This is a genomic window from Bosea sp. NBC_00550 (assembly GCF_026020075.1).
Taxonomy (GTDB): Bacteria; Pseudomonadota; Alphaproteobacteria; order Rhizobiales; family Beijerinckiaceae; genus Allobosea.
Map to the genome: position 1 here is coordinate 5,354,727 of NZ_CP102772.1, position 12,712 is coordinate 5,367,438.

Here is a 12,712-nt window from a genome sequence, read left to right on the forward strand (position 1 = left end):
GGGCGGCGCGGGCAGCATTGGCCGCGTCGCAGCAAGCCTTACAAGGACCGTGCCAACTGGCTCACCTCAGCTGGAGCTTTGAATTGCAACAGCTTGCGAGTTTCCGGCTCGCCGCTCCTCCCGCACGAGCGCCTTGTTGCGTCGCACAAGAGAGGCACACTCGCCTATTCTTTGGGCATGATCCGATTGGCTGCCAGAATGCCTTCGAAAGAGGCGGGGAGGAATACGCCTCGGGCGATCTCCTGCATCTGCGGCTGCGCGACGATCTGGCCTGCGCGCTCCATGCCCGCGAGCACCCAACCGGCATCGTCCGGATCGGGGCGCAGCGCCTCCCGGTCGAAGCGGATGAAGCGGTCGATAAGGCGCGGTGGCCGATCGGCGCCCTGGATCAGTTCCCCATGCAGGATACGCTCGATCAGCGCGGCGGGGAGTGCGAGCCGATCTTGGGCCGAGAGGTGATGCGCCATGCGGCCGAAATTCTCGGGGTGACAGGCCCAATCGCTGGCCTTGAGGAGCGCTTTGCCGAGCTTTGAGACCGCCGCGGGGCGCCGTTCCACGTCGTCGGCACGCCAGGCCAGGACCTTGTCGTGACAGTTGCGCCGTAGATCGACGCTGGCATGCACCATCGCGCCGACACCCGCGGCCACGGCAGCCGAATTCCAGGGCGCGCCTGCGCAGAATCCATCGACCCGGCCGCTGGCCAGTGCTTCCACGGTCTGCGGCGGCGGCACCACCTCGAAGCGGATGTCCTCGCCGAGCTTGAGCCCGCCCTTCTCCAGCCATTCGCACAGAAGGTAGATATGCATCGAGAAGCCGAAGACCGCGGCGAATGTCAGGGGAGGCAGGCCGGAGGCCTTGCGGCGCGCGACCATGGCGGCGAGCGCCCGGGCCGAGACGGCGGTATCGGCCAGGTCGCCATCGGCAAGGCGCGACAATTCCTCGAAACGCCGCAGCGACAGGGTGATCGCGGCGCCATCCCGGTTGAGCGCGATCGGAACCGCCATCGGAGCCTTCACCCCGCCGATACCCAGCGTCGCGGCAATGGCGGCGGGTCCGAGCATATGGGCAGCGTCGAACAGCCTTACGTTCAGCTTGTCGCGGAGGTTCGACCAGGAGACCTCGCGGACCAGTTCGAGATTGAGCCCTTCGGCCTCGGCGAAGCCCTCGTCCTTCGCCAGCACCACCAGCGCGCAATCGACCAGCGGCATGAAGCCGACCCGCAGGTGCAGCGTCGTCATTTGAGCATCTCCGCGGCGGTGATGAGGGAGCGGGCGATGTCGACGAGTTTTCTCTTCTCGTTCATCGCGGTGCGGCGCATCAGCGCGTAGGCCTCTTCCTCCGAGAGGCCCTTCAGCCGCATGACGATGCTCTTGGCGCGATCGATCGTCTTGCGGTCCTCCAGCTGCGAGCGGGCGTCGTCGAGTTCCTCGCGCAGCTTGCGGAAGGCGTTGAAGCGGCTGATGCAGGTCTGCAGGATTGGCTGCATCCGCTCCTTCTTCAGCCCGTCGACGATATAGGCGGACACGCCGGCTTCCACCGCCGCCTCGATCGACGCGGAGTCCGACTGGTCCACGAACATGGTGATCGGCCGCCGGATGTGCTTGCTCACCAGAAACATGTCGGCCAGCGCGTCGCGGCTGGGGTCCTCCAGGTCGATCACGACGACATCGGGATCGTGAGCCTCTATCGCCGCGACCAGCCCGGTGGTCACCGAGACGCGGATGAGGTGCTGGTAGCCTGCGTCCCGCAGGCCGTCCTCGATGATGGCGGCCCGAACCTGGTTTGCATCGACGATGAGGATCCGCAGATTTGGCACCATGCCTGTTCAGTGGTTCCCGGTGGACGACCCGGAATCATGCCAATCAGGAATCGTGCCACTGCGGTCGGAACCGGCCAGTGTACGAGGCTGTGCCGGTTGACCATGAGTTGGCTGGGTCAGGCGAAACGCTTGGCCCCGGCGACGCAGAGCACCACCACGCCCGTTGCGGCGATCATCGTCCAGGCGACGGGCTCGTGCAGCAGCAGGCCGGCGAGCATCAGGCCGAAGAAGGGCTGGAGGAGCTGAAGCTGCCCCACCCCGGCGATGCCGCCGAGCGCCAGCCCGCGATACCAGAAGACGAAGCCCACCAGCATGCTGAAGACCGAGACATAGGCGAGCCCAAGCCAGGCCGGCGTCCCGATCCCTTGCCAGGAGGCCGGCAGGAATAGCAGCGCGAGCAGGCCCATCGCCGGCAGCGACAGCAGCAATGCCCAGGAGATCACCTGCCAGCCTCCGAGCCGTCGCGAGAGCCCGGCACCTTCGGCATAGCCGAGCCCGCAGAGCAGGACGGCGGCGATCATCAGCAGGTCACCGGTCAGTGAACCGCCCTCGCTATGGACGAGAGCGAAGCCGGCGACGGTCGCCGCGCCGACCACCGAGAACAGCCAGAAGGCCGGTTTCGGTCGCTCGCCGCCGCGCAGCACGCCGAAGAGTGCGGTCGCCAGCGGCAGCAGGCCGATGAACACGATCGAGCGCGCGGCATTGATGTGCTGCAGCGCCAGCGCCGTCAGTAGCGGAAAGCCAAGGACGACGCCGATCGACACGATGGCAAGCGGGCCGAGATCGGAGCCGCTCGGCCGCTTTTGCCGCAGCAGGACGAGGAAGGCGCCGCCCAGCAGCGCCGCGATCACGGCGCGGGCGGAGGTGAGGAAGAGTGGCGAGAAGCTGCCGACGGCGACGCGCGTCGCCGGCAGGGAGCCGCTGAAGATCAACACGCCCAGAAGGCCGCTGCCCCAGCCCTTGCCGGCCCATCCCTGCTGCATCGTCGCCATCCAGTCCTGTTCCGTCGACGGCTTAGGCGGCTTCGGACCACGACGATAGCGACAGTCTGATACAATCATGGCAAACTGTATGGCTATGGACAGCATGACAGTTGTGGCAACGGAAGAAACGACGAGCCGGCCCGGACGCACGGCGGCCGTCATGGCGGCCGTTCGGGACAGGCTCGCGGCGCGGTCGCTGGCTCCCGGCGACCGGCTGCCGTCGATCCGCCGTTTCGCCGCAACGATGCGGGTTTCGCCATCGACCATCGTCGAGGCCTATGACCGGTTGGCGGCCGAAGGCCTGATCCGTGCCCGCCATGGCTCGGGTTTCTATGTCACCGGCAATGGCCTGCCGCCCTTGACGCTGACGCAGGCCGCATCGCCGCGCGAGCGCGCTGTCGATCCGTTCTGGGTTTCCCGGCAGTCGCTCGATGCGGAGGACACCGCCCTCAAGCCTGGCTGTGGCTGGTTGCCGGCCGACTGGATGCCGGGGGAGGCGCTTCGTCGGGGCTTTCGCGCGCTGGCACGGGCCCCGGATGCGCTGCTGTCCGATTATGGCAGCACGCGCGGGTCATCGGATTTGCGCCGCCATCTGCTCGGCCGCTTCGTCGAGCAGGGGCTGGCAGTCGGCCCGGAGCAGTTGATGCTGACCGGCTCGGGCACGCAGGCTCTCGATCTGGTCTGCCGTTTTCTGCTGCGGCCGGGCGATACGGTCCTGGTCGACGATCCCTGCTATTTCAATTTCCAGGCCCTCTTGCGGGCGCATCAGCTCCGCGTTCTCGGCGTGCCCTATACCCCGTCCGGGCCCGATGCCGTCGCGTTCGAGGCGTTGGCCGCTGCCGAGCGACCGCGTCTCTACATCACCAATTCCGGGCTGCACAATCCGACCGGCGCGAGCCTCTCGCCGCAGACGGCCTTCCGCATCCTGCAAGCTGCAGCTGCTCATGGCCTGACGATCGTCGAGGATGAGATCTTCGCCGATTTCGAACCGGAGCCTTCGCCGCGCCTCGCTTTGTTGGATGGACTCGATCGGGTCATACGGATCGGTAGCTTCTCGAAGACGCTCTCGGCCTCCGTGCGTTGCGGCTACATTGCCGCAAGATCCGACTGGATCGAAGGCCTCATCGATTTCCAGCTCGCCACGAATTTCGGCGGGCCGAGCCCGGTCGCGGCCGATCTGATCGCGGGCGTCCTCGCTGGAGGCGGTTACCGCAAGCATATGGAGGAGGTGCGCCGCCGCCTCACGCAGGCACGGCGCGAGATCGCGGGCCGGCTGGAGGAGCTCGGCATCCGGCCCTGGCTGATGCCGCGCGGCGGCTTCTATCTCTGGTGCAGCCTGCCCGAAGGCGTCGATTCCGCCGAGCTGGCCCGGCTGGCCGTGGCGCAGGAGGTCGTTCTGGCGCCCGGCAACGTCTTCAGCGTCTCGCAGAGCGCCGGTGGCTTCATGCGCTTCAACGTGGCCCAATCGCGCGATCCGCGCGTCATGGAAGTGCTGCGGCAAGGGTTCGAGCAGTTGCGGCAGGGCGGAGCCGCCACAGGCTGAGCCGGCGCAGCGCTTGCCTGCATGAGTCGCTCTCGTCAGCCCGCGGCCCCCCTGTTATAGACCCCGCAACCGGCCCGGCCGGATAGGATCGAAAGTTTCAAGGCATGCATCTGAGGATCGGCACGCGCCGCAGCCCGCTGGCGATGGCCCAGACCAACCACGTCATGGGGCTGATCCGGGAGAAGTTCCCGGAGACGGAATTCACCCTCTGCCAGATCGCGACGATCGCGGATCGCGACCGCGTCTCCGAATTCCATCAATTCGGCATGGTCGGCGTCTTCGCCGTCGAGCACGAGCAGCAGCTCGTGCGCCGTGAGGTCGATTTCGTCGTCCATTCGCTGAAGGATCTGCCGACGACCCTGCATGATGGGCTCGTTCTCGCTTCCGTGCCGCCGCGGGAGGACCCGCGCGATGCGCTTTGCGGTGTGACGATGGCCTCGCTCCGCCAGGGCGCGCGGGTCGGCACCGGTTCGCTGCGGCGCCGCGCCCAGATCCTGAATCTGCGGCCCGATGTCACCGTCGTTCCCATTCGGGGCAATGTCGGGCCGCGCCTCGCCAAGATCGGGGGCGAGGATGCTCTTGATGCCGTGATTCTCGCCCAAGCCGGCCTACGCCGCCTCGGACTGGACGAGGCTTCGTCGGAGGTTCTGGCCTCGTCGCTGTTTCCCTATGCCGTGGGGCAGGGAGCGCTTGGACTTGAAGCCCGCGCCGACGATGCTGCGGTGATCGAGATCCTGCAGGCGATCCAGTGCCCGAAAACGCGTGCCGAGGTGGAAGCCGAGCGCGAGATGATGCATGCGCTGGGGGCAGGCTGCAGCCTGCCGGTCGGCGCCTGCGCGAGTTGGGAAGGCGATCGCCTGACGCTCCACGCGCAGGTCACCTCCGTCGACGGCGCGGAACGCGTCGTCGCCAGCGACAGCGCCGCGCCTGAACAGGCACGGGAACTCGGCCTCGCCGTTGCAGAAATCCTGAAAGAGCGCGGCGGCGGAGCGATTCTCGAGAAGAGCTATCGCGGCTACTATCCGACCTTCAAGACGCTCTAGAGCGTGCTGGTTTTGTCCGGAACCCAGGCGTCATCCCGGGCTTGACCCGGGATCCATGCCGGAGCGCGTCCGGTCGAGGTTCAACATGGATCCCGGATCTGCGCTTCGCTCCGTCCGGGATGACGAGCCTTTCCACGAAAATGCAGAGGCTCTCGTTCCGGCAACGCGAGAGCAGCTGTTGCCGACAGAAAAGGCCCGGCCTCCTGATCGGAGTACCGGGCCTTGTCATGGCCACCTTCGCCTGCAGGCGAGCGACCGCTTGGGGTTTTCTTAGAGCCTTACCGCGACATCGCGGTGACGGGCGGCAAACAGCGCCGCCTCCTGGCGGAACAGCATCCAGGCCGGCTGCGGGCTTTCATAACCGGGTTCCCGCATCGAAATCGTATAGGGCCCCTTGTTGCCGGCCGGCTTGTCGGGGTCCAGGCGCGCTGCCCGGCACATCGCACGAGCGATCCGCTTGATTCTGTCTTCGTCCATGTCCGTCTCCGCCGCGAAGATTCAGCGGCGACGGAACGTCGAATCGGCCCGGCAGGTTCCCCAAAAATGCGAGAAATTTAATAACGTCGCGATCTCAAGTGCTTAGATCGGGTCACGCGGATCGTCGGCGCCGGGCTTGTCGAGCATGGCCGCACCGGGCCCGCGCGAGCGCGCCCAAAAGGCTGAGAAGCCGATTCCAAGCGGAATCGCGATTACGACGATCCAAACGATGAAACTCCAGTCTCCCGCCATGGAACTCATCTCCGCTGCGTTGTCCCGACGGGTTTTTGCGAACCGATGAGGTTGGCCACGTCATTCTCCTCCGCTGCCGCTCAGACCTTGGGCGGAAGCGAGCCGCGATCGAAAACCGGCACCGACTCGGTCGGCGAGCTGCCGGTCGGGATGTCTTCGGCGGCCTGCCGAACGGCCTCTTCCGATTCCGTCAGCCCGTCCGGCGTGTCGTTGGCGTCGCTGCCGGCATCATGGACATTTGTCCGGTCGCTGACGCGGTGGCTGGCTGGATCGGTGTCGATGCCGGCCTCGGCCGGATTGGAGACCTTGCGCTCATCGTCGAGCAGGGCAGGGTTTTCACGCTTTCTGTCGGGCTCGGCCATGTCGGCTCTCCTGTGGAAGGGCTTTCCCGACCAAGCCCCGAGCCGCGGCATTGTTCCCGGCAGGTCAGGCCGCGAGCAGCCCGAGCGCGCGCTCGATCCGCGAACAGCCCGGCCGGGCACGCGCCTTCGCGTAGCTGCGCTGCAGCCGGCCGCTGGCATAGGCCTCGATGACGATGGCGTGGACATAGCTCTTGCGGACCACAGCAGGCGTGTTGACCAGCCGCTCCGAGATCGCGCGCATGATGTCGGCGAGCTGGCGCTTGCGCCCGGTTTCGGTCGCCATCACTTCGCCGGCCAGCAGAAGCTCCGCCGCGGCGGCGTTGGCGGCGAGCATTCGCAGGTCCTTGCTGCTGATCGGGAGGCTGCAGGCGGTCTTGAGATAGGCGTTGATATCGGTCGCATGGATCGCCGCCACCGAGCCGTCCTCGCGGCGATATTGCAGCAGCCGCCGCCCCGGCAACGCGGCGATGCGCGCCAGCGCTCGCGCGAGCGGCGCCTCGTCGATCGCGCAGGCGATGTCCTTGCCGCTCTTGCCGCGGAAATGGAGCGCGACCCGCGTCCCCGTCAGCGTCACATGCCGCTTGAGCAGCGTCGAGGTGCCGTGGCTGCCATTGGCCTTGGCGTAGGCCTCGTTGCCGACGCGCAGATGGCCGCGGTCGATGATGGCCGCGGCGCAGGCGAGGGCTTTTTCCTGCGATAGCGTGCGCGCCTTCATGTCGGCTACGATCCGGGCGCGCAGCTTCGGCAGGGCCGCGATCAGCTGGGCGAGGCGTTTCAGTTTGCGCCGCTCGCGCACCTTCTCCCACTCCGGGTGGTAGCGATGCTGAATACGCCCGGCTTCGTCATGGCCGACGGCCTGCAGGTGCGCGCGTGGATCGGCGGCGATGCGGACACCCTGATAGGCCGGGGGAATGGCGAGGGAGCGGATGCGGGCCAGCGTGCTCTCATCCGTGATCTTCGCGTCGTCCTCATCGCGATAGCCGAAGGAGCGGCCATGCCGGACGCGCCGGATCGTCAGTTCGTCCGACGAAACACGCCGCAGTCGCGTCGAGGGCGGGCGTGGTTTAGCGTGCTGGGAAGCCGGCATGGCGGTGCTCGCAGATTTCTGCTGCGGAGAATGCGCCATCGCCGGGTTGGTTCCGCCAAGTCGAGCATATTCACCACAATTCGGCAAGCGCTCCCGCCAGAGGACGCATATGCGCGGAAATCGGTAGAAATGGCCGGGCGGCTCGCCAAGAGTGTCAAAAAATTTGAACGGGGAGTCTGAGGGGACAATGGCGCGGCGCGTACTGATCGCTGAGTTCATGCACGAGACGAACACCTTCAGTGTTCAGCTCACGGACGAGGCCACCTTCCGGGCGCATGGCGTCTTTCTGGGCAACGCGATTCCCGGGGCTTTCCGCGGCACGCGTACCTCGATGGGTGCTGCCTTCGAGGCAGCCGACAAGTTCGGCTGGAGCCTCACGCATCCGCTCGTGACCGGCGCCAACCCTTCCGGCCGCGTGACCGATGCCGCCTTCGATGTCTTCGCCGCTCACATCGTCGATGCCGCCGATGGCGTCGACGGCGTGCTGCTGCATCTGCACGGCGCCATGGCGACGGAAAGCTCCGATGATGGCGAGGGCGAATTGCTGGCGCGCCTGCGCAAGCGCATCGGCCCTGATGTGCCGGTCGTCGCGGTGCTCGACCTGCACGCCACGGTTACGCAGCTCATGGCGGATAATGCCAATGCGCTGATTTCCTACCGAACCTATCCGCATATCGACCAGTACGAGCGGACCTGGCAGGCGGCGGAACTGCTGGAGCGCGCCATGAAGGGTGAGATCCGGCCGAAGGTCGCGCTTGCCCGGCGCCCGATCCTCTATGCGCTCGATGGCGGGCGCACCACCTCGCCGCCTTTCCTGGAGTTGCTGCGCCGTGGCGATGTGCTGGAAGCCGCGGGAGACGCGCTCGTGGTCAGCGTCCAGGCCGGCTTCTCTTCTGCCGATGTTCACGACATCGGCCCTTCCATCGCAGTGACAGCCGATGATCGCGGCAAGGCGCAGGCCATCGCCGAAGAACTGATGGACTACGCCTGGGAGCAGCGCCGCTTTTCCTCGATCCATTTCACGCCGCTCGCGGAAGCCATCGCTGCAGCCAAGGCCGGCGAGGCCGATGCCGGCAAACCCGGCTACAAGCCGCTGGTGATCTCGGACTATTCCGATAACCCCGGCTCCGGCGCCTATGGCGACGCGACCAACCTGCTGCGCGCTGTTCTCGACGCACGACTGAAGAATGTCGGCTTCCATGCGATCTGCGACCCAGAAGCGGCGCTGGCCGCGCAGGCGGCCGGTGTCGGCAACCGCGTCAAGCTCAGGCTGGGTGGCAAGGTCGATCCGAGCATGGGCGGCGGTCCGCTCGATCTTGACGCCCATGTCGTCGCGATCACGGACGGACATTTCATCTGCTACGGCCCGATGGCAGGCGGCGTCTGGCGCAACTACGGCCTCTCGGCGCTGCTGCGGGTCGATGATGTTGAGATCGTCGTCATCACCCATAACGGCCAGGCGACCGACCTCGCCCAGTTCACCTCGCTCGGTGTCGATCCGACCCGGAAATCGACCGTGATCGTCAAGTCGATGCAGCATTTCCGAGCCGCCTTCGAGCCGATCGCGCACGAGGTGCTGGAGGTCGACACCGGCGCGCTTTCGACCCGCAATTTCAAGGAGCGGCCCTACCGCAAGGTGCGCAGGCCGATCTTCCCGCTCGATGATATCTGACGCCGGGCTGCGAAAAGCCGGCGACGACAAGACTGGATGAGGAGAGAAACCATGGCGGTTCATGCCGATATCGTGCTGCGCAACGGGCCGATCTGGTGCGGGCGCGAGGATGGCGTCGTCGAGGCGCTGGCGATCTGGCAGGGCAGGGTGCTGGCGGCCGGGCCGGATAGCGAGATCGCACCTCTCGTCGGGCCGCAGACCCGCGTGATCGATCTGAAGGGCCGGCTGGCGACGCCGGGTCTCAACGACTCGCATCTGCATCTCGTCTCGCTCGGCATGACCATGGGCTGGGTCGATTCCAAGCCTGAGGCGGCGCCGACGCTGGAGGCGCTGCTCGGCGCCATCTCGGCCCGCGCCGCGACGCTGAAGCCCGGCGAATGGATCCTCTCGCGCGGCTACGACCAGACCAAGCTCGATACCGGCCGCCACCCCTATCGCGAGGAACTCGACCGCGCGGCCCCGAACAATCCGGTGATGCTGGTGCGGGCCTGCGGCCATATCGCGATCTGCAACTCCGAGGCGCTCCGTCTCGGCGGCATCGACGAGAAGTCCCCGACGCCGCAGGGCGGGCTGATCGAGCAGCAGAACGGCCGCCTGACTGGCCTGCTTGCCGAAAATGCCCGCGCTCCGGTGCAGGCTGCGGTCCCCGCCGCGACCGAGGAGGATATCATCGCCGGCATCGAGCGCGGCGGCCGCTACCTGCTCTCGCTCGGCATCACCAGCTGCATGGATGCCGCTGTCGGCCAGAAGGGTGGTTTCCGCGAGATCGCGGCCTATCATCGGGCCAAGCGCGACGGGCGCCTGCCGGTCCGCACCTGGCTGACATTGCTGGGCGATGACGGCCGCTCGATCGTGCCCCAATGCTACGACGCCGGGCTGATCTCGGGCACCGGCGACGACATGCTGATGGTCGGTGCGGTCAAGCTCTTCCTCGACGGCTCGGCCGGCGGGCGCACCGCCTGGATGACGGAGCCCTATCTCGGCGAGGACAAGACCACCGGCGTCTGGATGTGGGACGATGCCGAGCTGGAGCGCATGGTGCTCGACGCCCACAGGAAGGGCTACCAGCTCGCCTGTCACGCCATCGGCGACGCGGCGATCGAGCAGCTCATCACCGCCTATGAGAAAGCGCTTGCCGCCTATCCGGACCCCGACCGGCGCCACCGCATCGAGCATTGCGGCTTCTCGACGCCGGCCCAGCACGAGCGCATGGTCAAGGCCGGCATCTATCCCTGCCCGCAGCAGGTCTTCATCCATGATTTCGGCGATGCCTACGTCAAGGTGCTCGGGCCGGAGCGCGCGCTGCCGAGCTATCCCTTCCGCACCTGGTTCGATCTCGGCCTGAAGCCTGCTACCGGCAGCGACGCGCCGGTCTGCGACCCCAATCCCTTCCCGAACTTCCACACCATGCTGACCCGCCAGACCTGGAAGGGCACGGTGATGGATGCCGGCCAGCGCGTCTCGATCGAGGAAGCCCTTCAGGCCTACACCGAGTTCGGCGCCTTCTCGCAGAAGCAGGAGAACGTGAAGGGGCGCCTCGCTCCGGGCTTCCTGGCCGACGTCGCAGTGTTCTCGCGCGACCTGCTCGAAGCCGATCCGGCCGACATCCTCAAGGATACGCGCTGCGATCTGACCATCCTCGGCGGCGAAGTGGTCTACGAGCGTTGATGGAAGTCATGCCAAAAAATTGAGCGGACGGGGAAGACATGCGCGGCTCAGCCGCTATGGTTCCACTTGGAAGCAAAAAACTCCGGATCAGCCGGAGCGGATAAAACGGGAGGAATAATCGTGTTGTTGAAGAAACTTGCCTTCGCCACAGCGCTGACGCTGGCGGCCTTTACGGTGCAGGCGCAGGCCCAGGAGCCGCGCCGCGGCGGGACGATCCGCTTCACGGCGCCTTATGGCGCGTCTTTCGTCAGCAATGACAGCCACGTCTCGAACCAGATCCAGGACGAGATCTACGGCTACGCGCTGCATGGCATGCTGTTCCGCTGGGATTCGAACGCCGGCAAGCCGATGCCGGAAGTCGCAGAAAGCGTCACGGCTTCGGCCGACGGCCTGACCTATACCCTCAAGCTGCGCGAGGCCTTTTTCCATAATGGTCGCAAGCTCACTGCTGACGATGTGATCTGGTCCTTCACCCGCATCATGGACGGATCGAAGAACTATCCGGGCGCCCTCTACGTCGCCCGTGTCAAGGGTGCGACGGAGGTTCCGAAGGGCCAGGCCAAGGAGATCTCGGGCCTGAAGAAGGTGGACGATTCCACCGTCGAGATGACGATGACCGACAAGGTCGATCCGGGCTTCCTGTTCTACAGCGCGACCACTGCGATCCTGCCGGCCAAGGAGGCGCAGGAGCCGGACTTCTTCAACAAGCCGATCGGCCTGGGGCCGTTCAAGTTCGTCGAGCACGTGCCCGGTTCGCGCATGGTCTTCGATCGCTGGGAGAAGTACTACAAGCCCGGCAAGCCCTATGCCGACAAGCTGGTGATTTCGCCGATGGGCGAGGCAGCTGCACGCGACGTTGCCTTCCGCAACAAGGAGATCGACGTCTCGATCCTCGGTTCGACCCAGTATGTCGCCTACAAGGCCGATCCGAACCTCTCCAAGGGCATCCTGGAGGTCGCCGAGGTCTTCACCCGCAACATGGGCATGAACCCGGAGTTCAAGCCCTTCTCCGACAAGCGGGTGCGCCAGGCGATCAACCATGCGATCGACAGCGAACTCATCATCAAGCGCCTCGTCCGCGACAAGGCCTATCGCGCGGTAAGCTGGCTGCCGAGTTCGGTCCCGGCTTTCGACAAGGACGCCAAGCCCTACGCTTTCGATCCCGAGAAGGCCAAGAAGCTGCTCGCCGAAGCCGGCTATCCCGACGGTTTCGAGTTCGAGTGGACCGCGACGCCGAACGAAAGCTGGGGTATCCCGATCGTCGAGGCGACGATCCCGATGCTCGCCAAGGTCGGCATTAAGGTGAAGGTCAAGCCGGTCGAGACCTCGGCGCTCGGTGGCGTCGTCGCGAAGGGCGATTTTCAGGCCTATATCTGGTCCAACACCTCCGGCCCGGATGCGTTGACGCGGCTGAAGTGCTTCCATTCCGCCACGCCGCGTTCCTCCTGCAACTACACCACCTTCAAGAACGCCGAATACGACAAGCTGATCGACGCGGCCGCGGCCGAGAGCGATCCGGCCAAGCAGCTCGGCATGCTGAGGAAGGCCAACGCCATGCTGCAGGACGAGGCTCCGGTCTGGTTCTTCAACTACAACAAGGCGGTGCTGGCCTATCAGCCCTGGCTGCGCGGCCTGCAGCCGAACGCGACCGAGCTCGCGCTCCAGCGCTACGAGGATCTCTGGGTCGACGCGTCTTCGCCCGCGGCGAAGTAAGCGCCTCCGCGGAGGTTCCCGCCAGCTCGAAGACATCCGTCATCCCGGATCGGTGTGGCCTCGCCGTTCGTCCGGGGTGACGGAGACTTTCGA

At 66.1% G+C, this 12,712-nt stretch carries 11 protein-coding genes; 5 read left to right on the forward strand and 6 right to left on the reverse strand.

Going from position 1 to position 12,712, the window contains the following annotated elements:
- Positions 1-164: 164 nt before the first annotated feature.
- The 3 genes from NWE53_RS25470 to NWE53_RS25480 form a co-directional block, all read right to left on the reverse strand.
- A complete protein-coding gene (locus NWE53_RS25470; protein WP_265052084.1) occupies positions 165-1,238 on the reverse strand; it encodes a CmpA/NrtA family ABC transporter substrate-binding protein in 1,074 nt (357 codons plus the stop codon).
- The gene (locus NWE53_RS25475; protein ID WP_265052085.1) at positions 1,235-1,819 is read right to left on the reverse strand and encodes an ANTAR domain-containing response regulator; all 585 of its coding nucleotides are present in this window, start codon (positions 1,817-1,819) and stop codon (positions 1,235-1,237) included. The genes NWE53_RS25470 and NWE53_RS25475 overlap by 4 nt, the downstream gene beginning before the upstream one ends.
- 116 nt (positions 1,820-1,935) lie before the next feature.
- Positions 1,936-2,811 carry a DMT family transporter gene (locus NWE53_RS25480; protein WP_442864905.1) on the reverse strand — a complete coding sequence of 292 codons (876 nt, stop codon included), beginning with the start codon at positions 2,809-2,811 and terminating at the stop codon, positions 1,936-1,938.
- A gap of 151 nt (positions 2,812-2,962) precedes the next feature.
- On the opposite strand from NWE53_RS25480, the gene NWE53_RS25485 reads away from it, so the two are divergent.
- Together NWE53_RS25485 and hemC are read left to right on the forward strand one after the other, a co-directional pair.
- Positions 2,963-4,345 carry an aminotransferase-like domain-containing protein gene (locus NWE53_RS25485; RefSeq protein ID WP_265052086.1) on the forward strand — a complete coding sequence of 461 codons (1,383 nt, stop codon included), beginning with the start codon at positions 2,963-2,965 and terminating at the stop codon, positions 4,343-4,345.
- Positions 4,346-4,449: 104 nt separating this feature from the next.
- Complete coding sequence (gene hemC / locus NWE53_RS25490) at positions 4,450-5,388, forward strand: hydroxymethylbilane synthase (protein WP_265052087.1); 939 nt, start codon at positions 4,450-4,452, stop codon at positions 5,386-5,388.
- A 270-nt stretch (positions 5,389-5,658) separates the two neighbouring features.
- Here hemC and NWE53_RS25495 read toward each other — a convergent pair whose 3' ends face one another.
- The 3 genes from NWE53_RS25495 to NWE53_RS25505 all read right to left on the reverse strand — a co-directional run bounded on the left by NWE53_RS25495 (position 5,659) and on the right by NWE53_RS25505 (position 7,566).
- Positions 5,659-5,865, reverse strand: coding sequence for a hypothetical protein (locus tag NWE53_RS25495; protein ID WP_265052088.1), 207 nt, complete (start codon positions 5,863-5,865; stop codon positions 5,659-5,661).
- 332 nt (positions 5,866-6,197) lie between these two features.
- Positions 6,198-6,479: a hypothetical protein gene (locus tag NWE53_RS25500; protein ID WP_265052089.1), complete on the reverse strand. Its 282-nt coding sequence runs from the start codon at positions 6,477-6,479 to the stop codon at positions 6,198-6,200.
- Positions 6,480-6,543: 64 nt separating this feature from the next.
- The gene (locus NWE53_RS25505) at positions 6,544-7,566 is read right to left on the reverse strand and encodes a DNA topoisomerase IB (RefSeq protein WP_265052090.1); all 1,023 of its coding nucleotides are present in this window, start codon (positions 7,564-7,566) and stop codon (positions 6,544-6,546) included.
- 187 nt (positions 7,567-7,753) lie between these two features.
- Between NWE53_RS25505 and NWE53_RS25510 the strand changes: the two genes are divergently transcribed.
- The 3 genes from NWE53_RS25510 to NWE53_RS25520 all read left to right on the forward strand — a co-directional run bounded on the left by NWE53_RS25510 (position 7,754) and on the right by NWE53_RS25520 (position 12,619).
- On the forward strand, positions 7,754-9,238 hold the full coding sequence (locus NWE53_RS25510) for a M81 family metallopeptidase (protein WP_265052091.1): 1,485 nt from the start codon (positions 7,754-7,756) through the stop codon (positions 9,236-9,238).
- Between the two features lie 51 nt (positions 9,239-9,289).
- The gene (locus NWE53_RS25515) at positions 9,290-10,906 is read left to right on the forward strand and encodes an amidohydrolase (protein ID WP_265052092.1); all 1,617 of its coding nucleotides are present in this window, start codon (positions 9,290-9,292) and stop codon (positions 10,904-10,906) included.
- Between the two features lie 126 nt (positions 10,907-11,032).
- Complete coding sequence (locus NWE53_RS25520) at positions 11,033-12,619, forward strand: ABC transporter substrate-binding protein (RefSeq protein WP_265055024.1); 1,587 nt, start codon at positions 11,033-11,035, stop codon at positions 12,617-12,619.
- Positions 12,620-12,712 lie beyond the last annotated feature (93 nt).